Origin of the sequence: Streptomyces yangpuensis (assembly GCF_024666385.1) — a bacterium.
In the GTDB taxonomy this organism is placed as follows: Bacteria; Actinomycetota; Actinomycetes; order Streptomycetales; family Streptomycetaceae; genus Streptomyces; species Streptomyces yangpuensis.
In genome coordinates this window covers 3,554,701-3,576,907 of record NZ_CP102514.1, presented here as the reverse complement: position 1 = coordinate 3,576,907, position 22,207 = coordinate 3,554,701, and the positions used below count along the sequence as shown (strand labels likewise).

The 22,207-nt window shown below is 71.0% G+C and carries 19 protein-coding genes and 1 tRNA gene; 13 read left to right on the top strand and 7 right to left on the bottom strand.

Annotation, left to right across the window (positions count from 1 at the left end; translation table 11 throughout):
* Positions 1 to 68: 68 nt before the first annotated feature.
* Complete coding sequence (locus NRK68_RS16245; RefSeq protein ID WP_183066294.1) at positions 69 to 386, bottom strand: histone-like nucleoid-structuring protein Lsr2; 318 nt, start codon at positions 384 to 386, stop codon at positions 69 to 71.
* A 320-nt stretch (positions 387 to 706) separates the two neighbouring features.
* Here NRK68_RS16245 and purS point away from each other — a divergent pair, with 320 nt between their 5' ends.
* The 6 genes from purS (at position 707) to NRK68_RS16215 (ending at position 6,966) form a co-directional block, all read left to right on the top strand.
* Positions 707 to 958, top strand: coding sequence for a phosphoribosylformylglycinamidine synthase subunit PurS (gene purS / locus NRK68_RS16240; protein WP_008740952.1), 252 nt, complete (start codon positions 707 to 709; stop codon positions 956 to 958).
* A gap of 2 nt (positions 959 to 960) precedes the next feature.
* Positions 961 to 1,641, top strand: a complete 681-nt coding sequence (gene purQ / locus NRK68_RS16235) for a phosphoribosylformylglycinamidine synthase subunit PurQ (RefSeq protein ID WP_257856084.1) — start codon at positions 961 to 963, stop codon at positions 1,639 to 1,641.
* A complete protein-coding gene (gene purL, locus NRK68_RS16230) occupies positions 1,638 to 3,887 on the top strand; it encodes a phosphoribosylformylglycinamidine synthase subunit PurL (RefSeq protein ID WP_257856082.1) in 2,250 nt (749 codons plus the stop codon). The genes purQ and purL overlap by 4 nt, the downstream gene beginning before the upstream one ends.
* 135 nt (positions 3,888 to 4,022) lie before the next feature.
* Complete coding sequence (locus NRK68_RS16225) at positions 4,023 to 5,297, top strand: hypothetical protein (RefSeq protein ID WP_257856081.1); 1,275 nt, start codon at positions 4,023 to 4,025, stop codon at positions 5,295 to 5,297.
* A gap of 17 nt (positions 5,298 to 5,314) precedes the next feature.
* A complete protein-coding gene (locus tag NRK68_RS16220) occupies positions 5,315 to 6,097 on the top strand; it encodes a maleylpyruvate isomerase family mycothiol-dependent enzyme (protein ID WP_257856079.1) in 783 nt (260 codons plus the stop codon).
* Positions 6,098 to 6,150: 53 nt separating this feature from the next.
* A complete protein-coding gene (locus NRK68_RS16215) occupies positions 6,151 to 6,966 on the top strand; it encodes an META domain-containing protein (RefSeq protein ID WP_183069835.1) in 816 nt (271 codons plus the stop codon).
* A 130-nt stretch (positions 6,967 to 7,096) separates the two neighbouring features.
* Here NRK68_RS16215 and NRK68_RS16210 read toward each other — a convergent pair whose 3' ends face one another.
* Together NRK68_RS16210 and NRK68_RS36945 are read right to left on the bottom strand one after the other, a co-directional pair.
* Positions 7,097 to 8,518 (bottom strand): sulfatase-like hydrolase/transferase, encoded by a 1,422-nt coding sequence (locus tag NRK68_RS16210; protein ID WP_183069836.1) that lies wholly within the window; start codon positions 8,516 to 8,518, stop codon positions 7,097 to 7,099.
* 116 nt (positions 8,519 to 8,634) lie between these two features.
* Positions 8,635 to 8,730, bottom strand: a complete 96-nt coding sequence (locus NRK68_RS36945; RefSeq protein WP_310942119.1) for a putative leader peptide — start codon at positions 8,728 to 8,730, stop codon at positions 8,635 to 8,637.
* A 148-nt stretch (positions 8,731 to 8,878) separates the two neighbouring features.
* On the opposite strand from NRK68_RS36945, the gene purF reads away from it, so the two are divergent.
* Positions 8,879 to 10,396, top strand: coding sequence for an amidophosphoribosyltransferase (gene purF / locus NRK68_RS16205; RefSeq protein WP_046777511.1), 1,518 nt, complete (start codon positions 8,879 to 8,881; stop codon positions 10,394 to 10,396).
* Positions 10,397 to 10,490: 94 nt separating this feature from the next.
* Positions 10,491 to 11,561, top strand: a complete 1,071-nt coding sequence (purM, locus tag NRK68_RS16200; RefSeq protein WP_257856076.1) for a phosphoribosylformylglycinamidine cyclo-ligase — start codon at positions 10,491 to 10,493, stop codon at positions 11,559 to 11,561.
* Positions 11,562 to 11,640: 79 nt separating this feature from the next.
* Here the strand turns inward: purM and NRK68_RS16195 are convergent, their stop codons facing one another.
* Together NRK68_RS16195 and NRK68_RS16190 are read right to left on the bottom strand one after the other, a co-directional pair.
* A complete protein-coding gene (locus NRK68_RS16195; RefSeq protein ID WP_030957046.1) occupies positions 11,641 to 11,904 on the bottom strand; it encodes a DUF3073 domain-containing protein in 264 nt (87 codons plus the stop codon).
* Positions 11,905 to 12,185: 281 nt separating this feature from the next.
* Positions 12,186 to 13,304, bottom strand: a complete 1,119-nt coding sequence (locus tag NRK68_RS16190) for a Leu/Phe/Val dehydrogenase (RefSeq protein ID WP_030664648.1) — start codon at positions 13,302 to 13,304, stop codon at positions 12,186 to 12,188.
* Between the two features lie 193 nt (positions 13,305 to 13,497).
* On the opposite strand from NRK68_RS16190, the gene NRK68_RS16185 reads away from it, so the two are divergent.
* Together NRK68_RS16185 and bldC are read left to right on the top strand one after the other, a co-directional pair.
* On the top strand, positions 13,498 to 14,352 hold the full coding sequence (locus NRK68_RS16185) for a DUF8083 family protein (RefSeq protein ID WP_183069743.1): 855 nt from the start codon (positions 13,498 to 13,500) through the stop codon (positions 14,350 to 14,352).
* Positions 14,353 to 14,920: 568 nt separating this feature from the next.
* The gene (bldC, locus tag NRK68_RS16180) at positions 14,921 to 15,127 is read left to right on the top strand and encodes a developmental transcriptional regulator BldC (RefSeq protein ID WP_003949541.1); all 207 of its coding nucleotides are present in this window, start codon (positions 14,921 to 14,923) and stop codon (positions 15,125 to 15,127) included.
* Between the two features lie 600 nt (positions 15,128 to 15,727).
* On the opposite strand, the gene NRK68_RS16175 is transcribed toward bldC, so the two are convergent.
* Positions 15,728 to 15,801: transfer RNA gene (locus tag NRK68_RS16175), tRNA-Asp, on the bottom strand.
* Between the two features lie 72 nt (positions 15,802 to 15,873).
* Entirely contained in the window at positions 15,874 to 19,812 is a 3,939-nt protein-coding gene (gene hrpA / locus NRK68_RS16170) for an ATP-dependent RNA helicase HrpA (protein ID WP_257856074.1), read from the bottom strand.
* Positions 19,813 to 19,923: 111 nt separating this feature from the next.
* Between hrpA and NRK68_RS16165 the strand changes: the two genes are divergently transcribed.
* The 3 genes from NRK68_RS16165 (at position 19,924) to NRK68_RS16155 (ending at position 22,174) form a co-directional block, all read left to right on the top strand.
* Positions 19,924 to 20,490, top strand: a complete 567-nt coding sequence (locus NRK68_RS16165) for a hypothetical protein (RefSeq protein ID WP_257856073.1) — start codon at positions 19,924 to 19,926, stop codon at positions 20,488 to 20,490.
* A 119-nt stretch (positions 20,491 to 20,609) separates the two neighbouring features.
* Entirely contained in the window at positions 20,610 to 21,341 is a 732-nt protein-coding gene (locus NRK68_RS16160) for a DsbA family protein (protein WP_257856072.1), read from the top strand.
* The gene (locus tag NRK68_RS16155) at positions 21,338 to 22,174 is read left to right on the top strand and encodes a cytochrome c biogenesis CcdA family protein (RefSeq protein WP_183069739.1); all 837 of its coding nucleotides are present in this window, start codon (positions 21,338 to 21,340) and stop codon (positions 22,172 to 22,174) included. Before NRK68_RS16160 ends, NRK68_RS16155 begins: the two co-directional genes overlap by 4 nt.
* Positions 22,175 to 22,207: the final 33 nt, after the last annotated feature.

Sequence of the window (22,207 nt, the reverse complement as noted above, 5' to 3'; positions counted from 1 at the left end):
CTGCGGCCTCGCCCCTCGGCGTGATCCACACATTAGCCGAAGGGAGGGGGTGGATGGCAAATCGGCCCTCAGTGAGCCGCGTTGTAGGCCTCGTAGATCTTCTTCGGGATGCGGCCCCGGGGCGGCACGTCGTGCTGGTTGGACCGGGCCCAGGCGCGGACGACCGCCGGGTCGGGTGCGACCGAGGTGTGCTTGAAGGTCTTCCCCGAGCGCGACTGGCGGCGGCCGGCGGCCACGAAGGGCGCGAGGCTCTTCCGCAGTTTCTTTGCGTTGGCCACATTGAGGTCGATCTCGTACGACTTACCGTCCAGGGCGAACATGACCGTTTCCGCCGCTTCTCCGCCATCGATGTCGTCGGAGAGCGTGACCACTACGCGCTGCGCCACGGATATCGGTCCCTTCGTGCGACGCCGCCACCTGCTGACGTGCGGCGATGTCGCCTGTTCGGATGTTTTGGGGCAATGAAACTTTCGGCCGGAATCCCGGTTGATTCCTTTGTACCCCGATTCCCATTGCATTGCGAAGCTCAGTTAATTCTCTCCGCGTGTCCCGCCGCAATGCCGGGTACGTGGTTTTCCTGGGGATTTTGCGAAGCGTTGGTGAAGCCGAAACGGCCCGGTGATCAGGCCCCTCGGATATCTACCCGCGTAGAAATTTCGGGCGGGTACGCTGAAGGAACCGCCTTGCACCAACCACCTCATCGGGAGTGCCAGTGGCACGCGTCGTAGTCGACGTCATGCTCAAGCCGGAGATCCTCGACCCCCAGGGCCAGGCGGTGCAGCGTGCACTGCCGCGCCTGGGCTTCGAGGGCATCGCCGACGTCCGTCAGGGGAAGCGCTTCGAACTGGAAGTGGAGGGACCGGTCGACCAGGCCGCCCTCGACCGCATCCACAAGATGGCCGAAACGTTCCTCGCCAACACCGTCATCGAAGACTTCACCGTGAAGGTCGAGGCCTGACGGTGACCACTCGCATCGGTGTCGTCACGTTCCCCGGAACGCTCGACGACCGTGACTCGCTGCGCGCCGTCCGCCTCGCGGGGGCCGAGCCCGTCTCGCTGTGGCACCGCGACAAGGACCTGCACCAGGTCGACGCGGTCGTCCTCGCGGGCGGCTTCTCCTACGGGGACTACCTGCGCGCCGGGGCCATCTCCCGCTTCTCGCCGGTGATGGAGACCATCATCGAGCAGGCCAGGGCCGGCATGCCGGTCCTCGGCATCTGCAACGGCTTCCAGGTCCTCACCGAGGCCCACCTGCTGCCGGGGGCGATGCTCCGCAACAACCACCTGCACTTCATCTGCCGCGACCAGAAGCTGCGGGTGGAGAACGCGGAGAGCGCGTGGACCGGCGACTACACCGCCGGCCAGGAGATCTCCGTACCGCTCAAGAACATGGACGGCCGGTACGTCGCCGACGAGCGCACGCTCGACGAACTGGAGGCCGAGGGCCGCGTGGCCTTCCGGTACCTGGACGTCAACCCCAACGGCTCGCTCCGCGACATCGCGGGCATCACCAACGCCGAGGGCAATGTCGTCGGCCTGATGCCGCACCCCGAGCACGCGGTCGAGCCGCTGGTCGGGACCGGCCGCACCGACGGCCTCCCGTTCTTCACGTCGGTCCTGAAGAAGCTGGTCAGCGCATGAGCCTCGACACCGTCAAGAACGCCACCGAAACCCCGGACGCCTCCCAGCCCTGGAAGGAGCTCGGCCTCAAGGAGGACGAGTACGCCCGGATCCGGGAGATCCTCGGCCGCCGCCCGACCGGCGCCGAGCTCGCCATGTACTCGGTCATGTGGTCCGAGCACTGCTCGTACAAGAGCAGCAAGGTCCACCTGAAGCAGTTCGGCGAGAAGGCCCCCCAGAACGACGCCATGCTCGTCGGCATCGGCGAGAACGCCGGCGTCGTCGACGTCGGCCAGGGCTACGCGGTCACCTTCAAGGTGGAGTCGCACAACCACCCCTCCTACATCGAGCCCTACCAGGGCGCGGCCACCGGCATCGGCGGCATCGTCCGCGACATCCTGGCGATGGGTGCCCGCCCGGTCGCGGTGGTGGACCCGCTGCGCTTCGGCGCGGCCGACCACCCCGACACCAAGCGCGTCCTGCCGGGTGTGGTGGCGGGCATCGGTGGTTACGGCAACTGCCTGGGCCTGCCGAACATCGGCGGTGAGGTCGTCTTCGACGCCTGCTACCAGGGCAACCCGCTGGTCAACGCCGGCTGCATCGGCGTGATGAAGCACGAGGACATCCACCTCGCCCAGGCCTCCGGCCCCGGCAACAAGGTCATCCTCTACGGCGCCCGCACGGGCGGCGACGGCATCGGCGGCGTCTCGGTCCTCGCGTCCGAGACCTTCGACGACACCAAGCCCACCAAGCGCCCCGCCGTCCAGGTCGGTGACCCCTTCCAGGAGAAGCTCCTCATCGAGTGCACCCTGGAGATCTTCAAGGAGAAGCTGGTCGCGGGCATCCAGGACCTCGGCGGCGCCGGCCTGTCCTGCGCCACCTCCGAGCTGGCCTCGGCCGGCTCCGGCGGCATGCGCGTCGAGCTCGACACCGTCCCGCTGCGCGACGCGACGCTCTCGCCCGAGGAGATCCTCATGAGCGAGTCGCAGGAGCGGATGTGCGCGATCGTCGAGCCGCAGCACGTCGACCGCTTCATGGAGATCTGCGAGAAGTGGGACGTCATCGCCACCGTCATCGGTGAGGTGACCGACGGCGAGCGCCTGGAGATCTTCTGGCACGGCGAGCAGATCGTGGACGTGCCCCCGGGCACCGTCGCCCACGAGGGCCCGGTCTACCACCGTCCCTACGCCCGCCCCGACTGGCAGGACGCCCTCCAGGCCGACGACGCCGGCAAACTGCCCCGACCGCAGACCTCCGAGGAGCTGCGCGCGCAGGTCCTGGCCCTGGTCGCCTCGCCGAACCAGGCGTCGAAGTCCTGGGTCACCGACCAGTACGACCGGTTCGTGCAGGGCAACACCGTTCTGGCCCAGCCCGAGGACGCGGGCATGGTCCGCATCGACGAGGAGTCCAACCTCGGCGTCGCCATGGCGACCGACGGCAACGGCCGCTATGCCAAGCTCGACCCGTACACGGGCGCGCAGCTGGCCCTGGCCGAGGCGTACCGCAACGTCGCCGCGACCGGCGCCAAGCCCCTCGCGATCTCCGACTGCCTCAACTTCGGCTCCCCCGAGGACCCGGGCGTCATGTGGCAGTTCGCCGAGGCCACCCGCGGTCTCGCGGACGGCTGCCTCCAGCTCGGCACACCCGTCACCGGCGGCAACGTCTCGCTCTACAACCAGACCGGCGACGTCGCGATCCACCCGACCCCGGTCGTGGCCGTCCTCGGCGTGATCGACGACGTCAACCGCCGTACGCCGATGGCGTTCGCGGAGGCCGGACAGCTGCTGTACCTGCTCGGCGACACCGCCGAGGAGTTCGGCGGCTCCGCCTGGTCGCAGGTCGTCCACGACCACCTCGGCGGCCTGCCGCCCAAGGTGGACCTGGGCCGCGAGAAGCTGCTGGCCGAGATCCTGATCTCCGCCTCGCGCGACGGCATGATCGACGCCGCGCACGACCTGTCCGACGGCGGTGTCATCCAGGCGCTGACCGAGTCCTGCCTCAAGGGCGGCAACGGCGCGCGCGTCGTGGTCCCCGAGGGCCTGGACGCCTTCACGTTCCTCTTCTCCGAGTCAGCGGGCCGCGCCATCGTGGCCGTCCCGCGCAGCGAGGAGCTCCGCTTCACCGACATGTGCGGCGCGCGCGGCCTTCCGGTCGCCCGCATCGGCGTGGTGGACGGCGACGAGATCGAGATCCAGGGCGAGTTCAGCCTGCCCCTGGCCGAGCTCCGCGAGGCCCACGAGGCGACGATCCCGGCCCTGCTGGCCTGATCGACGGCGAGAGTACTGCCGGGCCCCGCACAGAACTTCCGTGCGGGGCCCGGCCTCTTCACCGCCAAGCGGCCGTTGCGATTCCGTGGCACGACGGCCGTATCCGCGCCTGTGAGGGCTCCGCATACTGACCGCGTGAGCATCGTCAAGCACCTGCCGGACGCCGCGATACCCGACGGCGGCGCCCCTCACTGGCACGTCAAGGACGCCCAGCGCTGGCTCGACGCGCGCGTCCCGGCCGGCTTCGCCCCGGTCACCCTCGGCTGGGTCCTCGCGCCGCTGGTGGTCCTCGCGATCGTCCTCGTCGCCTGGAACGACCCGGGCGCACCGGCACACGGCACCACGTGGGCCGGATACGCCCCGGCCGTCCTCCTGCTGTCCCTCCCCGCCTGGTACCGGTTCCTCCCGGCCGCCACGCTTCTGTCCGCGCCCGTGATCGCCGCTGACGCGGTGCGGAACCTGTACGCCCTGGATCCCGCAGACGCCGCCGGCCGGGCCGGTGGGGCGCTGATGCTGGTCCTGTGCGCCTGGGCGTTCGCCGGGTCCGCGCTGCGGATCCGCTCGCGCAGCCGCCGGCGCGAGCTGTTCCTCGCCGCCGCCGGGCACGCCCGTGCGGCGATCCCCGAGCACCTGCCGGACGGCCACCGCCGACGCGGACGGGTGCTCGCCGCCACCGGCGCGGGGCTGTGCCTGGCCGCCGCCGCGCTGCTGGTGTGGGGCCTCGCGCAGGACCTCGGGGCCGGCCCGGAGCACCCGTACGACGCGATCGGCCAGCAGGTCCTGGCCATGCTGCTGCTCGCCCCCGGCGTCCCGCTGCTCGGCCGCGGCCTCACGGCACGGCGCGCCGCCCGGCGGCTGCACGACGGGCCCCAGCCGGTGATCCGCGTGGGCGTCCGCGAGCAGTGGCTCGGACCGGTCTGGCTGGTCGCCGACGCCGACACCACGACCGCCCCGCCGCTGATCGCGTTCCGCGACCGCTTCGAGGACCGCTACCGCAGCCACCCCGCCGAGACCCTCCTCGGGGGCGCGGAGAGCCGGCTGCGGGCCGACCACCATGACATCGACCGGCACGCCGAGCCCTACGAGGCGCTCCTGTACGGGGTGCCCTGCGAGGGGTCCGAGGTGATCCTCCGGTACGCCGACTACCGGGGCGACAGCACGATCACCGACGCCGTCCGCGCGGTGCCGCTGATGCCCTTCCGCCGGCACGGCCTCCGGTCGCCCTGGCGGGCCGCCGGCACCTCGTACACCCTCAGGCGGCGGGCCGAGGAGGAGGAGCGCAAGCAGCGCGCGGCGCAGCGGCCCCGCGGCTCGGGCGGTTCCTGCGGCTCCTCCGGCGGCTGCGGATCCAGCAGTTGCTCCAGCAGTTGCGGCAGCAGCTGCGGCGGCGGCTGCGGTGGCGGCGACTGATCGGGCAGACTCCGTGCATGGCACCCAGGACCCGCAGGTACGACGACGCCAAAATCAGAGCGGCCGTGATCGCACAGTTCGGTCATGTCGCAGGGGTCGTACGGGAGTTGGGCCCCGAGCAGCTGGAGCGTCCCAGCGGGCTCGGGGACTGGAGCGTCGCCGGCCTCGCCGCGCACATCGCGTGGATCGCGGACTCGCTGGCCGCCGGCCTGGCCCGGCCGCCCGCCGCCGTCGCCGAGCTGACGGCCGTCGAATGGCCCTTCGCCACCGCCTCCCTCGCCGGGAAGATCTCCGAGGCGGCCCGGGAGACCCTGGCCGGAGCCCCGCTGCCCGAGCTGTACGAACGGGCCGCCGACGCCATGGCCCGGGCGCTCGCGGAGAACCCCGGCGGGCGCGTCCTCCAGCTGTGGGTCGGGGACATGACCCTGGCCGACTTCCTGGTCACCCGGACCGTGGAGCTGGTGGTCCACACCGACGACCTGAACCGGGCCGCCGGACTGGACGTCCCGATCGAGCGGCAGGCCCTGGCCGCCTGTACGCGCCTGCTCGCCGACTCCCTCGCCCTGAAGGCCCCGGGCGGCTCGGTCGAGGTACGGATCCCGCCCTTCGCGGTGGTCCAGTGCATCGAGGGCCCGCGCCACACCCGCGGCACCCCGCCGAACGTCGTGGAGACCGACCCGCTGACCTGGATCCGGCTCGCGACCGGCCGTACGACATGGGCCGAGGAGCTCGACGCGGCGCGGGTGCGGGCCGGCGGAGAGCGGGCCGACCTGTCGGCGCTGCTCCCGCTGATGAGCTGAGCGGGGGCGCGGCCGTGGGGGAACCGACCGGAGCCCGCGTTCGTCCCAGGGGCATGCGTACCCTCCGGCACGTCACCGTCCCCGCGGGGCCGGCCCTCGTCCTCGTCCTCGCGCTCGCCGCGGCCGGCTGCGGCCTGGCCGAGGAGCAGGGCGCGGGCGCGGTGCTCCCCGACCCCGTGGGCCGCTGGGCCGTCGAGTCCCTGACCACGGACGGCCGCACCCTGCACGCCCCCGAGGCGGCCCGGCTCGACTTCGGCGAGAACCAGGTCAAGGGCAACTACGGCTGCAACGGCTTCACCGCGACCGCCTCCTTCGCGGGCACCTCCGCGGTGACCGTGACCCCCGGCGCCTCGACCACCATGGCCTGCGCGGACATGGAGTTCGAGACGGCCTTCGCCAAGCTGTTCACCGGGCGCCTGACCATCGACCGGGGGCCCGACCGGCTCACCCTGAAGACCGCCGACGGGAGCACCATCGCCATGACCTCGGCGCCCGCGACCCCGGACGCACCGCTGACCGCGGTCGAGTGGACCGTCCAGTCCCTGATCAGCGGCTCGTCGGTGTCCTCGCTGCCCGCAGGGGCGGCCGGCACCGCGCGGTTCACCATCGCCGCCGACCTGTCCGTGAGCGGGACCCTCGGCTGCAACCGGTTCAGCGCCCAGGTCACCCGCGACGGCGACCGGCTCACCTTCGGGCCGCTCACCACCACGCGGATGGCGTGCGACGGCCCGGCGGGCGAGGTCGAGGCGAAGCTGACCGATCTGTTCGCGAGCGGCCCGCTCCTCCCCCGGATCGAGGGCCGCCTGCTGACCCTCACCTCCGCGGACGGCAAGGGCCTGATCGCCGAGGCGCCGTCCGACGTCGAATAGCCGAGCGGCGGCGGGCCGGGGCGGGTGGCCGCAGTGACGCGCCGCCCGCCCCGGCCGCCCGCCCCGCCCCGGCCGCCCGCCCCGCCCCGGCCGCCCGCCCCGCCCCGGGCACCCGCCCCGGCCGCCCGGTTCACGCCGGGTAGGGCAGCAGGCCCGCGTTCACGGCCTCCCAGGCCGTGCGCAGCTCCGCCAGCCGGGCGGGCTCCACGCCGGCCTTGTCGGCCTGTTCGCGGATGTCCCCCGCCAGGTGGAACAGCTGGTCGCGGCCCGTCTTGCCGCGGTAGTACTTCCAGTCCCCGCGGCGCAGGGCCCGCTCCCCGCGGACCCGCCAGAACAGGTCCCGTTCGGCGACCTTCTCGCCGCGCAGCAGGTATCCGGCCAGGCTCACGCCGTCCAGCGGGTAGGCCGGGTGCGGGCGGGCGCCGGCCAGCTCCAGCAGGGTCGCGGTCCAGTCGGGGCTGAACACCGGCACGCGGCTGACCTGGCCGCCGTCCAGCCGGGCGGGCCAGCGCAGGATGTTCGGCACCCGGATGCCGCCCTCCTGGAGGGAGGCCTTGCTGCCCGACAGCGGCCAGTTGTAGGAGAACCGCTCGCCGCCGTTGTCGCTGGAGAACACCACGACGGTGTGCTCCTCCTGGCCGGAGCGCTTCAGGGCCGTCAGCACCTCGCCGACCGACCGGTCGAGGTCCTCGACCATCTCCTTGTACTTCTCGACCGAGCCGCCGTCCTGGTGCCACAGGGCGCGCCCGTCTCCCGCCTTGATGCGGCGGACGATCTCGGCGCTCTGCTCGGTGTCACCGTCGGCGATCCACGGCCAGTGCGGCGTGGTGAAGTTCAGGTTCAGCAGCCAGGGCCTGCCGTGGTGGTCGCGGGAGACGTACTCGCTCGCCCGCTCGGTGATGATCCGTGTGTAGTAGCGCAGGTCCTTGTACTCGGCGTCGCCCTCGTAGAGGTCGTACTCGCCGCCCAGGCCCAGCTTGGAGTAGTACTCCAGGGCCCCGCCGAAGTTCCCGAAGAACTCGTCCCAGCCGGACCTGGTGGGGCTGTAGTCGGGCAGATAGCCGGCGTGCCACTTGCCGATCAGCGCGGTCGCGTACCCGGAGGCCTTCAGCAGCGAGGCCAGCGTGGGGTGGGTGGGCTCCAGGCCGGCGGACTTGTCCGCGATCGGTTCGGCCAGCCCGCCCTTGGTCCGGGCCGGGTAGCGGCCGGTGTAGAGGCTGAACCGGGTCGGCGAGCAGGTCGCGGATCCGGAGTAGGCGTCGGTGAAACGGACGCCCTGGCGGGCCAGCCGGTCCAGGTTCGGCGTGCTGATGTGGGGGGAGCCGTACGCCGAGAGGTCGGCCCAGCCCAGGTCGTCACCCAGGATGAACAGGATGTTCGGGCGGCGCGACGGGCGGCGCCGGGAGGCCCGGAACTCCCGCTCCGGCGGACCCGCCTGCGGGGTCCCGGCGGCCTGGGCGGGGGCGGCGCCCAGCCCTGCGGCGGCGGCGGCGGTCACCCCGACGGCGCCTGTGAAGGCACGCCGGGACAGCTTGTTCTCGTACGAAGACACAGGTACTCCAAAGCACGGCCCGCCGGCCGGCTCCGGGCGGGGCGCGGGACGGCGCGCGGCACGGCGGAGCAGGGCGGGGCGGGGCGGAAAGGGGAAAGGCGCAGGAAGAGTTGTGGCTACGCGGAGCAGCGACAGATGGCGCTCGCGACACGGACCAGGTCCACGTGCCGGCGCTCGAAGAGGGTGACGGCGCGGTCACCGAGAGGCTGCATGGACCGAGAGCCTGTACGAATGCCTTCGTGCATGTCAACAAGGTGATCCGAATACCGAGACGCGAGCGTCCGGTCACCCTCTGTGCTGTGACATTTCCCGGCCGTCCCCAATTCGGACCAGTGGTCGATCTCGCCTACACTCGGGAGCGTGCCTCGTGGTGATGGACGACTCAACCACGACCTGCTCCCCGGCGAAAAGGGCCCCCAGGACGCTTGCGGCGTCTTCGGTGTCTGGGCTCCGGGTGAAGAGGTCGCCAAGCTCACCTACTTCGGACTGTATGCGCTGCAGCACCGTGGACAAGAGTCCGCGGGAATCGCTGTGAGCAACGGTTCCCAGATCCTCGTCTTCAAGGACATGGGCCTCGTTTCCCAGGTCTTCGACGAAACCTCCCTCGGTTCGCTCCAAGGTCATATCGCGGTCGGTCACGCCCGCTATTCGACCACCGGCGCGTCCGTCTGGGAGAACGCGCAGCCCACTTTCCGCGCGACCGCCCACGGCTCCCTGGCCCTGGGACACAACGGCAACCTGGTGAACACCGCCGAGCTCGCCGAGATGGTCGCCGACCTCCCCCGTCAGGACGGCCGTGCCACCCAGGTGGCCGCCACCAATGACACCGACCTGGTCACGGCCCTGCTGGCCGGCCAGGTGGACGCGGACGGCAAGCCGCTGACCATCGAGGAGTCCGCCCGCGTGGTGCTCCCGAAGGTCAAGGGCGCCTTCTCGCTGGTGTTCATGGACGAGGGGACCCTCTACACCGCCCGTGACCCGCAGGGCATCCGCCCGCTGGTCCTCGGCCGCCTGGAGCGCGGCTGGGTGGTGGCGAGCGAGACCGCCGCCCTCGACATCTGCGGCGCCAGCTTCGTCCGCGAGGTCGAGCCGGGTGAACTCGTCGCCATCGACGAGAACGGTCTGCGCACCTCCCGATTCGCGGAAGCGAAGCCCAAGGGCTGTGTCTTCGAGTACGTCTACCTGGCGCGCCCGGACACCGACATCGCCGGCCGGAACGTCTACCTCTCGCGTGTCGAGATGGGCCGGCGCCTGGCCAAGGAAGCCCCGGTCGAGGCCGACCTGGTGATAGCGACGCCGGAATCCGGCACGCCCGCCGCGGTCGGATACGCCGAGGCCAGCGGGATTCCGTACGGATCGGGCCTGGTCAAGAACGCCTACGTCGGCCGGACCTTCATCCAGCCCTCGCAGACGATCCGCCAGCTCGGCATCCGCCTGAAGCTCAACCCCCTCAAGGAAGTCATCCGGGGCAAGCGCCTGGTGGTCGTGGACGACTCGATCGTCCGCGGCAACACCCAGCGCGCCCTGGTCAAGATGCTCCGCGAGGCCGGCGCGGCCGAGGTCCACATCCGGATCTCCTCGCCGCCGGTGAAGTGGCCGTGCTTCTTCGGCATCGACTTCGCCACCCGGGCCGAGCTGATCGCCAACGGCATGACGGTCGACGAGATCGCCACGTCGCTGGGTGCGGACTCCCTCTCCTACATCTCGCTCGACTCGATGATCGAGGCGACGACGATCCAGAAGCCGAACCTCTGCCGTGCCTGCTTCGACGGCGAGTACCCGATGGAGCTCCCCGACCCGCAGCTCCTCGGCAAGCAGCTCCTGGAGACCGAGCTGGCCGGCGGCGCGGACGCCGCCGACGCCCTCCGTCGCCCGTAGAGCCCCCGGCTCGACCTGCGCGGGGCCCTGTCTTTCAGGCTTTTCCCAGGGCCCCGCACCAACCGCAGTAACGACACGAAAGCTCTCTCCTGTCATGACAGAGAAGACCACCGGTGCCAGCTACGCAGCCGCGGGCGTCGACATCGAAGCGGGAGACCGCGCCGTCGAGCTGATGAAGGAGTGGGTGAAGAAGACGCAGCGCCCCGAGGTCCTCGGCGGCCTCGGCGGTTTCGCCGGCCTCTTCGACGCCTCCGCCCTCAAGCGGTACGAGCGCCCGCTGCTGGCCTCGGCCACCGACGGGGTCGGCACCAAGGTGGACATCGCCCGCCAGCTGGGCGTGTACGACACCATCGGCCACGACCTGGTCGCGATGGTCATGGACGACATCGTCGTCTGCGGCGCCGAGCCGCTCTTCATGACCGACTACATCTGCGTCGGCAAGGTGCACCCCGAGCGTGTCGCCGCGATCGTCAAGGGCATCGCCGAGGGCTGTGTCCTCGCCGGCTGCGCCCTGGTGGGCGGCGAGACCGCCGAGCACCCCGGTCTGCTGGGCCCGGACGACTTCGACGTCGCCGGTGCGGGCACGGGCGTCGTCGAGTACGACCGCCTGCTCGGCGCGGATCGCATCCGTACGGGGGACGCCGTCATCGCGATGGCATCGTCCGGCCTTCACTCCAACGGGTACTCGCTGGTCCGTCACGTCCTCTTCGACCGCGCCGGGATGTCCCTCGACGCTCATGTGGAGGAGCTCGGCCGGACCCTCGGCGAGGAGCTGCTGGAGCCGACCAAGATCTACTCGCTGGACTGCATGGCCCTCACCCGGACGGCCGAGGTGCACGCGTACTCGCACATCACCGGCGGCGGCCTGGCGGCCAACCTGGCCCGGGTGATCCCGGACCACCTGCACGCCACCGTCGACCGTGCGACCTGGACGCCCGGCGCGATCTTCGACCTGGTCGGCAAGGCCGGGCAGGTGGAGCAGCTGGAGCTGGAGAAGACCCTGAACATGGGCGTCGGCATGATGGCCGTGGTCCCGCAGGAGTCGGTGGACGTGGCCCTGACCGCGCTGGCCGACCGGGGCGTGGACGCCTGGGTGGCGGGCGAGATCCTGGACCGCGGCGACCGCACCGAGGGCGCGACCCTCACCGGTTCCTACGCGAGCTGAGCAGCACTGAAACCCGGCCCGGGGCTAAGCCCTGGACCGGGTTTCAGTCTTTGGTGTGTCGTGCAGACGCCTCAGGGCGTCAAGCGCCGCGACGCTGTGCCGACGGACCGGACTCGTCGTCCTCGTCGTCGTCATCGCTGTTGTAGAGGTCCGCGTACCGAGCGTACGGGTCGTCCTCGTCCAGCTCGTCGTCGTCCACCTCGACCGGCTCGCTGACAGACAGCGGTTCCGCGGTCGATGCGCCCAGCTCGTTGGCCAGACGCGACAAGTCAGTCCCGCCGCTGCTGTACTTCAGCTGGCGGGCGACCTTTGTCTGCTTGGCCTTTGCCCGGCCGCGCCCCATGGCTCGACCCCCTCGGTGACGGGGCTCGACGGCCCCAGAGTCTGACACGCGTTCATGGTTCGGAGCGGGCTCTCCGTGGAGAGACCGTCCGTAGGGGTTTAACGGTACCTGCTTCCGCGGCCATACGGTACGCCGCCCGCATGACGCGCCCCGGTGCAGAACCAACAAGGCGCCCCGTCCTCGCTGGTCAGCTGCGATTTTAACCCTTTCCTGGCGGGCGACCCGCCGAAGTGCAGTGAGTTCCGTCTCGCCACACCCCGGCGGGCCTCCCCAAGGGCCCTCTAGGAGGCCGTCACCGGGAGGGTCCGGCGGCCGTCGGCCATCCGCTGCTCGGCGATCCGGTCGGCGGCGGCGGCTGGCGGGATGCCGTCCGCCTTCGCACGAGCGAAGATTTCCAGCGTGGTGTCGAAGATCTTCGTGGCCTGCACCTTGCACCGGTCGAAGTCGAAGCCGTGCAGCTCGTCGGCGACCTGGATGACACCGCCCGCGTTGACCACGTAGTCCGGGGCGTAGAGGATGCCGCGGTCCGCGAGGTCCTTCTCGATGCCGGGGTGGGCGAGCTGGTTGTTGGCCGCGCCGCACACGATCGTGGCGGTGAGGGCCGGGACCGTCTCGTCGTTCAGGGCGCCGCCGAGTGCGCACGGGGCGTAGATGTCGAGGCCCTCGACACGGATCAGCGCGTCCGTGTCGGCGACCGCGGTGACCTTGCCCGGGTGCTTGTCGAGGATGCGCTGCACCGACTCCTGGCGGACGTCGGTGATCACGACCTCGGCACCGTCCTCCAGCAGGTGCTCCACCAGGTAGTGGCCGACCTTGCCGACGCCCGCGACGCCGACCTTGCGGCCGCGCAGGGTCGGGTCGCCCCACAGGTGCTGCGCGCTGGCGCGCATGCCCTGGAAGACGCCGTAGGCGGTGAGCACCGAGGAGTCGCCGGCGCCGCCGTTCTCGGGGGAGCGGCCGGTGGCCCAGCGGGTCTCACGGGCGACGACGTCCATGTCGGCGACGAAGGTGCCGACGTCGCAGGCGGTCACGTAGCGGCCGCCGAGGGACTCCACGAAACGGCCGTAGGCCTCCAGGAGTTCCTCGGTCTTGATGACGTCGGGGTCACCGATGATCACGGCCTTGCCGCCGCCGAGGCCGAGACCGGCCATGGCGTTCTTGTAGGACATGCCGCGCGAGAGGTTGAGCGCGTCGCGCACGGCCTCCTCGTCCGAGGCGTAGGCGTGGAAACGCGTACCACCGAGGGCGGGGCCCAGGGCGGTGGAGTGGATCGCGATGACGGCTTTCAGGCCGGTGGCTCGGTCCTGGCACAGCACGACTTGCTCGTGGCCGCCCTGCTCCGTGCGGAACAGGGTGTGCAGGACGCCGTCGGTCATTTCGGTCACGGTGGTGACTCCCATGGAAGAGATGCGGCGGGAAGACGCCCCCCCTGCGGGTGGGGGAGGACGTGCTGGGAGCAGAGTAAGACCTGTGGGCCGGATGGGGGCCACCTGTCCGGGGATCGAAACACTCCCGGAGTACGGGAGGCGGTCCGGGCCCTTCCGCCCGCGGGCCGGAGGTGAACCGGACCCCGGAAGAGGGGAGTACGAGAGGGTGACCGAATCCCCCGAACCGCTGCTGCCCTCCGCGCGCTCGGCGCCTGCCGTCCCGTACGCCTCCTACCTGCGCGTCTACGAGCCCCTGGCCGCTTTCGCGGAGCCGGAGCGCACCCACTGGGCCGCGTACGCCCGGCGCGGGACGGCCCCGACCGCCCAGGACGAACTGCGTCGGTCGCTGGCGGAACTGGTGCGGGTCCCCCTGGTGGGGGTGCCGGCCCACGAGAGCGCCGACGCGTTCACCGCGGAGGTCGACGGGGTGCTGCTGGTCTGCCCCTGGCGCACCCGGCTGCGCGGCTGGCTGGCACTGGAGGAGCTGGTGGACCAGTTCCCGCTCCCGGTGCTGGACGCGGCGCTGCCGCCGGTGGCGCGCCGGCGGGCGGCCGAGGAGTACGAGCGCTGGCGCGAGCGGAACCCGGACGCGCGCCCCTGGATCCGTACGGGGGTGTGGCAGATCCCGCTGCGCTGGTTCGTGCTGGTGGCCGACGAGGAGCGGGAGTACGTGCAGGGGGAGCGGCTGCGGTACCGGACTCCGATGGTGCAGGCGCGCCGGCGCCTCGCCCGGGCCCTGCGGACGCTGCGGGCCGCGGAGGGGTACGGGATGCTCGCCGAGGGGCTGGTCGAAGTGGGGAGCTGGCTGGAGGAGTTCCATCCGCGGTCGATGGTCGAGCTGGACTACGGCGGGCTGGTGCACGCCCTGCCGGCGGACCGGCTGGCGGCCGACCGCTCGGCGGGGGATCTCGCGGCGGGAATCGAGGCCCTGCGGGCGGGGGACGCCGAGGGTGCGGCGGCGGTGTACGGGGGGCTCGCGGAGCGGTGGCGGGCGGTCCGCGAGCGGCTTTTTGCGAATTAGGCCGAAAATCGCCGGTGTGGCCGGTTTCACCTTTCAGAGGTCCGTACGTACCGCCGCGTATCGGTCGTTCGGTTAAAACTGGCTGATCAGAGGCCTGACTGTGGCATTTAGGACGTAGTGCCAGGACCTACGTCCCGATACGGGCCATTGGCCCAAGCGTGACGGACCGCACTAACCACACCCTTGCGCCCTTCCCCTACCCTCGTGCCAAAATAGGACAAGGAGTCCGGGGAGGGTTCCTTCCGCCCAAGTAAGGGCGGAATGCTCGGCATTGCACTCTACGGGGGGTCTGACGACTCCTGATCGCTCTGTGACTGATCGTCACAGTGGGGTGACTGTCCGTTATGGGACGGTCCATCGGGCTTCCGCCGCTGATGAACACCTCGGAGGGCAATTCCGTCGGTTTGGCCGTCGCGGCTGGACGGATGGTGTAGTTGTAGTGCCGAGGACAAGCCGTTCGTCCTATAACCGACTCGGCCCGCGTATGTCCATTTCGGGCAACGCGGGCCAAGGTGCAGAATTTAGAGGAAAGAACCGAGATGGTTCGGTTCTCCCGAGGAGGCCGCTCATGACCGCTCGCACCCCTGATGCCGAGCCGCTGCTGACCCCGGCTGAGGTTGCCACGATGTTCCGCGTGGACCCGAAGACGGTCACCCGCTGGGCCAAGGCTGGCAAGCTCACGTCCATCCGCACCCTGGGTGGACACCGCCGGTACCGCGAGGCCGAGGTCCGCGCACTGCTGGCGGGAATTCCGCAGCAGCGCAGCGAGGCCTGAGGTCGCGTAAACACCCCGCTTTAAACGGGTCGCTGTCGGGTCCCCCAATCCGATGAGACCCATATTGCTTCAGACGGCCCGGCCTGCCCCAACAGGTTCTCGGGTCGTTCGATCGCGCTGGACTCCGCCGGGTCCAGCGCGATCTTTTTTATGCCCAGGTCAGGGGGGTGTCGGAGGCCAGCCGGGACGCCTGACAGAGTAGGTACCATTGCACATATTAAATCGAGCGGGCGTATGGATGCGATAAAAGTGTGAGTCCGAAAAACTCATGCGGTGACACCCGTCACAGATGATCACTCTTGTATACCCGCCAATGCACCCCGTAATGGGGAAGTCCGTCGCGATGAGCATCATGCGAACGGGGGATTCTCCGTCGGGAGGACGATTCACGGGCTTGTGCGGCCGGGGAAGAGCACGGGCTGCCGCAGGAGCGGACGCGCGGAGCCTGCCGTAGGGCCGGACGCGGGGGCGGATGCGGGGGCGGATGCGGGGCCGGACGCGGGGCCCGCGGCCGCCCTTCCCAACCCGGCCCGGGCGACGGCACCCGCCAACGCGTCAGGGCCCGCATCCCCTGGGGGGATGCGGGCCCTGATGTTGTTGCGATCCTGACGGGACTTGAACCCGCGACCTCCACCTTGACAGGGTGGCGAGCTAACCAACTGCTCCACAGGACCTTGATTTCGCGGCCGCTCGGAGGCGGCTGCGAAACAGACTGTACAGCAGCTCAGGGGGTGCGGTCGAACCGATCAGGGGGCCGCCGCGTCCACCGCCTTCACGATCCGCTTGTCGGAGATCGGGTAGGCCGTGCCGAGGGCGTGCGCGAAGTAGCTGACGCGCAGCTCCTCGATCATCCAGCGGATGTCGGTCACGGTCTCCGGGACCGGCCGTCCCTTCGGCAACTGCTCCAGCAGCCAGGCGTACTCGTCCTGCATCTCGTGGACCTTCTCCATGCGCGTGGTGTCGCGCTGGACGCCCGTGGGCATCTGCTGGAGCCGCCGGTCCGCCGCCACCAGGTAGCGCATCAGGTCCGGCAGCCTGCGCAGCCCGGTGAGCGTCACGAAACCGGCCGGCATCAGGGCCGCCAGCTGCGTCCTGACGTCCTGGATGTTCGCGACCAGGGCGAGGCTGGAGGTGCTCTTCAGACGCCGCTCACAGGCCTGCCAGGCGGCCAGCACCTGCTGGGTCTGGTTCACGGCCCGCACGGTGGTGTCCACCAGGTCGGCGCGGACGGCCTCGTAGAGCTTCCGGAAGCCCGCCTCGTCCCACGCGGGGCCGCCGTGGTCGGCGATGAGCTTGTCGGCCGCCGCGGTCGCGCAGTCGTCGAACAGCGCCTGGATGGAGCCGTGCGGGTTCCTGGAGAGCGCGAGCTTCTGCTGGTTGGTGAGGTGGTCCGAGGCGAACTTCGCCGGGTTCACCGGGATGTTCAGCAGGATGAGCCGGCGGGTGCCCAGCCACATCGCCCGCTGCTGCTCCGCCTCGGTGTCGAAGAGCCGTACGGAGACACTCGTGCCCTCGTCCACCAGCGCCGGGTACGCCTTCACCGGCTGGCCGGCGCGGCGGGTCTCGAACACCTTGGTCAGCGTGCCGATCGTCCAGTCGGTCAGCCCGGTCCGCTCCACCGACTCCCCGCCCGCCCGTTCGGCGGTGGCCGCGGCGGCCTTGGAGAGGGCCTGGCGGGCCTTGGGCTTCAGCCTGAGCCGCAGGGCCTCCAGGTCCTTGTCCTCGGCGATCTTGCGGCGCCGCTCGTCGACGATCCGGAAAGTGATCTTCAAGTGGTCCGGGATGCGGGTGAGGTCGAAGTCCTCGGCCGACACCGGCACCCCGACCATGCGCTGGAGCTCGCGCGCCAGCGTCACCGGCAGCGGCTCCTGCAACGGCACGGCCGTGGCCAGGAACCGGCCCGCGTAGTTCGGCGCGGGCACGTAGTGGCGGCGGATCGGCTTGGGCAGCGAGCGGATCAGCTCGGTGACGACCTCCTCGCGCAGGCCCGGGATCTGCCAGTCGAAGCCCTCCTCGGTGACCTGGTTGAGCACCTGGAGCGGGATGTGGACGGTCACGCCGTCCGCGTCCGCGCCCGGCTCGAACTGGTAGGTCACCCGGAACTTCAGCTGCCCCTGCCGCCAGGAGTCCGGATAGTCGGCCTTGGTGACCCCGGCCGCCTTCTCCGTGAGCAGCATCTCCCGCTCGAAGTCGAGCAGTTCGGGCTCGTCCCGCTTCTTGTGCTTCCACCAGGAGTCGAAGTGCGCCCCGGAGACGACGTGCTCGGGGATCCGCTGGTCGTAGAAGTCGAAGAGGGTCTCGTCGTCGACCACGATGTCGCGGCGCCGGGCCCGGTTCTCCAGCTCCTCCACCTCGGTGAGGAGCTTGCGGTTGTCGGCGTAGAACTTGTGGTGGGTGCGCCAGTCGCCCTCGACCAGCGCGTTGCGGATGAACAGCTCGCGCGATACCTCGGGATCGATCCGGCCGTAGTTGATCTTCCGCTGGGCGACGATCGGCACGCCGTACAGCGTCACCTTCTCGTACGCCATCACCGCGGCCTGGTCCTTCTCCCAGTGCGGCTCGCTGTAGGTCCGCTTGATCAGGTGCTGCGCCAGCGGCTCCACCCACTCGGGCTCGACCTTGGCGTTGACCCGGGCCCACAGCCGCGAGGTCTCCACCAGCTCGGCCGACATCACGAACTTCGGCTGCTTCTTGAACAGCGAGGAGCCCGGGAAGATCGCGAACTTGGCCGACCGGGCGCCCAGGTACTCGTTCTTGTCGGTGTCCTTGAGGCCGATGTGCGAGAGCAGTCCGGCCAGCAGCGAGACATGCACGACCTGCTCGGGGGCGTCCGCCTCGTTGACGTGGATGCCCATGCTCTTGGCGACCGTGCGCAGCTGCGAGTAGATGTCCTGCCACTCGCGGATCCGCAGGAAGTTCAGGTACTCCTGCTTGCACATCCGGCGGAAGGAGGAGGAGCCGCGCTCCTTCTGCTGCTCCCGGACGTAGCGCCACATGTTCAGGAACGACAGGAAGTCGCTGGTCTCGTCCTTGAAGCGGGCATGGTGCTGGTCGGCCTGGGTCTGCTTGTCCGAGGGCCGCTCGCGCGGGTCCTGGATGGACAGGGCCGCCGCGATGACCATGACCTCGCGGACGCAGTTGTTCTTGTCGGCCTCGATGACCATGCGGGCCAGCCGCGGGTCGACGGGCAGCTGGGACAGCTTGCGGCCCATCTGCGTCAGGCGCTGCCCCTTCCTCCCCTCCGGGGAGGACTTCTCGTCCGTCTCCAGCGCCCCGAGTTCCTGCAGGAGCTGGACGCCGTCGCGGATGTTGCGGTGGTCCGGCGGGTCGATGAAGGGGAACTTCTCGATCTCGCCGAGGCCGGCGGCGGTCATCTGGAGGATGACGGAGGCCAGGTTCGTGCGCAGGATCTCGGCGTCGGTGAACTCGGGCCGGGCGTCGAAGTCGGCCTCGGAGTACAGCCGGATGCAGATGCCGTCGCTGGTACGGCCGCAGCGGCCCTTGCGCTGGTTGGCGCTGGCCTGGGAGATCCGCTCGATCGGCAGGCGCTGCACCTTGGTGCGGTGGCTGTAGCGGGAGATCCGGGCGTTGCCCGGGTCGATCACGTACTTGATGCCCGGCACCGTCAGGGAGGTCTCGGCGACGTTGGTCGCGAGCACGATCCGGCGCCCGGTGTGCGGCTGGAAGACCCGGTGCTGCTCGGCGTGCGAGAGCCGGGCGTAGAGCGGCAGGACCTCGGTGAACCGGAGCTTCTTCTTGATCAGCGCGTCCGCGGTGTCGCGGATCTCGCGCTCGCCGGAGAGGAAGACCAGGATGTCGCCCGGGCCCTCGGCCTGGAGCTCGTCCACGGCGTCACAGATCGCGGTGATCTGGTCGCGGTCGGAGTCCTCGGAGTCCTCTTCGAGGAGCGGCCGGTAGCGCACCTCCACCGGGTACGTCCGCCCGCTGACCTCGACGATCGGGGCGTCACCGAAGTGGCGGGAGAAGCGCTCCGGGTCGATCGTCGCCGAGGTGATGACGACCTTCAGGTCGGGCCGCTTGGGCAGCAGCGTCGCCAGGTAGCCGAGCAGGAAGTCGATGTTCAGCGAGCGCTCGTGGGCCTCGTCGATGATGATCGTGTCGTAGGCGCGCAGCTCGCGGTCCGTCTGGATCTCGGCGAGCAGGATGCCGTCCGTCATCAGCTTCACGAAGGTCGCGTCCTGGTCCACCTGGTCGGTGAACCGGACCTTCCAGCCGACGGTCCGGCCGATCTCGGACCTCAGCTCCTCGGCGATGCGTTCCGCGACCGTGCGGGCGGCGATCCGGCGGGGCTGGGTGTGCCCGATCATGCCCCGGACGCCCCGGCCCAGCTCCATGCAGATCTTGGGGATCTGCGTGGTCTTGCCGGAGCCGGTCTCGCCCGCGACGATCACGACCTGGTGGTCGCGTATCGCCTCGGCGATCTCGTCCTTCTTCTGGCTGACGGGCAGGTTCTCGGGATACGTGACCTCCGGCATCCGCGAGGCACGGCCGGCCAGTCGCTCGGCGGCCTTCGCGGCCTCCGTGGCGATCTCGTCGAGCACGGCCTGCTTGGCCTCGGGCTTGCGGATGCGGCGGGCGCCTTCGAGGCGGCGGCCGAGGCGGTGCGCGTCACGGAGGGAGATCTCACCGAGAAGCGTCTGCAGGGCGGCGAAGGAAGTAGACATACCTGATCGAGGATCTCACCTGGGCCCTCCGGGTGGCGAACGCATTTGTCGGGCGGACCCGTACCATTTCGGGACGAGTCCCTCAGCCGTACGAGTGAGAGGCAGCCCACCTTGTCCCGCCCCCGCCCCTTCGGCCGCGCCGTGCTCGCGGTGCTGGTGGCGGTCCTGGCGATGCTGCTGGGCGGGCCGGCCCCCGCCGCTGCCGGAACGGTCCTGCCGGATGCCGGCCGGGCCGCCGCCCCGGCCGACTCGGGTACGCCTGGAGCGCTCAAGGCCGCGGCCGGGCATCCCGCGACCGATGCTGCCGGTCCGCAGGCCGCCCCGGCCCCCGACCCCGCCCGGGCTCCCGATGCCGCCCCGGGCGTCCGTGCCGGGGCGGGCGCCGGCACCGGCCGGGCCCCGCTGCGGGCCGTGCCGGGCCGGTCCGAGGCACCCGGCGCACCCCGCGCTGCCGCCGCCGTCCGGGGCGGCGGGCCCTCCTGCGCCCCCGCGGCCCCCGACCACGGCGGGACGCCCGCCGCTCCCGCCCGGGCCGGGGGTGACCACGCCCAGGTCCCGCCGGGCCGCCCGGTGCCGCCGGCCGCCCGGCCGCACACGGGCCTGCCCCTACCGGTGCCCGGCCGCGGCCCCGACCGGCCCGCCCCCGGCCCGGTGGAACTGTCGGTGATGCGGGTTTAGAAGGGGTCCGCCCGCGCGGTCCTTCCCCGGCCCGCGGGGACCTCGTGTCCCCGCCCGCCGCCCCAGAGACCGCCCGGCCCGGCCCGTACCGACCTCTCCCGCAGAACCGGAGCATCCGTATGTCCTCCTCCAAGACCAAAGCCGGCACGTCCTCGGCCAAGCCCATGCTGATCTCCGCGGGGGTCGCCCTCGCCGCCGTCACCCTCGGCCTCGTCTCCTGGCAGGCCACCGCCCCCGCCGAGAAGGCCTCCGCCGGCTCCGCGCCCGCGGCCGCGCCCCGTTCCGACACCTCCGCCGCGCTCAAGGCCCTGGCCCGCCGGGAGCCCGGCGACAAGCTGGCCCTCGGCCGCCCGGACGCGCCCGTCGTGCTCATCGAGTACTCCGACTTCAAGTGCGGCTACTGCGGCAAGTTCGCCCGGGACACCGAGCCCGAGCTGGTGAAGAAGTACGTCGACAACGGCACCCTGCGCATCGAGTGGCGCAACTTCCCGATCTTCGGAGCCGAATCCGAGGCCGCCGCCAGGGCCGCCTGGGCCGCGGGCCGGCAGGACCGGTTCGCCGCCTTCCACGCGGCCGCGTACGCCGAAGGCTCCAAGGAGAAGGGCTTCGCCGAGCCGAGGCTGCTGGAGCTGGCCCGCGAGGCCGGGGTCCCCGACATCGAGCGCTTCAAGGCCGACATGGCCGGCGAGGAGGCCACCGCGGCCCTGAAGAAGGACCAGGAGGAGGGCTACCGCATCGGCGTCACCTCCACCCCGTCCTTCCTGGTGGACGGCAGGCCGATCGCCGGCGCCCAGCCGCTCGGCGCCTTCACCGCCGCCATCGAGCAGGCCCGGGCGGCGGCGAAGCAGTGACCGACATCGGATACCTGGCCGCCCTGCTGGGCGGCCTCCTCGCGCTGCTCAGCCCTTGCAGCGCCCTGCTCCTGCCGGCCTTCTTCGCGTACTCGATCGACTCCACCTCGCGCCTGCTGGCACGTACCGGCATCTTCTACGCGGGCCTCGCGAGCACCCTCGTACCGCTGGGGGCGGCCGGCTCCTACGCCGGCCGGTTCTTCCACGGCAACCGCGACCAGCTGGTCCTGGCCGGCGGCTGGCTGATCATCGCGCTCGGCGCCGCGCAGATCCTCGGCCTGGGCTTCGCCTCGAAGCGGATCTCGGAGCTGTCCGGGAGGATCCGGCCGACCACCGCGCTGTCCGTGTACGCGCTCGGCGCGGTCTACGGGCTGGCCGGCTTCTGCGCCGGCCCGATCCTGGGCAGCGTCCTGACGGTCGCGGCGGTCAGCGGCAGCCCGGTTTACGGCGGCCTGCTGCTCGCCGTCTACGCGCTGGGGATGGCCGTGCCGCTCTTCGTGATGGCCTTGCTGTGGGAGCGGTTCGAACTGGGCCGGCGGCGCTGGCTGCGCGGCCGGGCCCTGCGCGCGGGCCGCTTCGAGGTGCACAGCACGTCGCTGCTGTCCGGGCTGTTCTTCATCACCCTGGGCGTGCTGTTCCTCGTCTACGACGGGGCGAGCGCACTGCCGGGGCTGCTGGACGTGGACGACTCGTTCGCGGTGGAGCAGTGGGTGAGGTCGCTGGCCGGGGCCGTCCCGGACGGGGCGCTGCTCGGCCTGGTCGCCGTGGGCGCGGCGGCCTTCGGCCTGGTGCAGTGGCGCCGTCGCTCCGGCGCCACGCGCGAGACCGAGTGACGAAGGAAGGCCCCGTCCGATGGACGGGGCCTT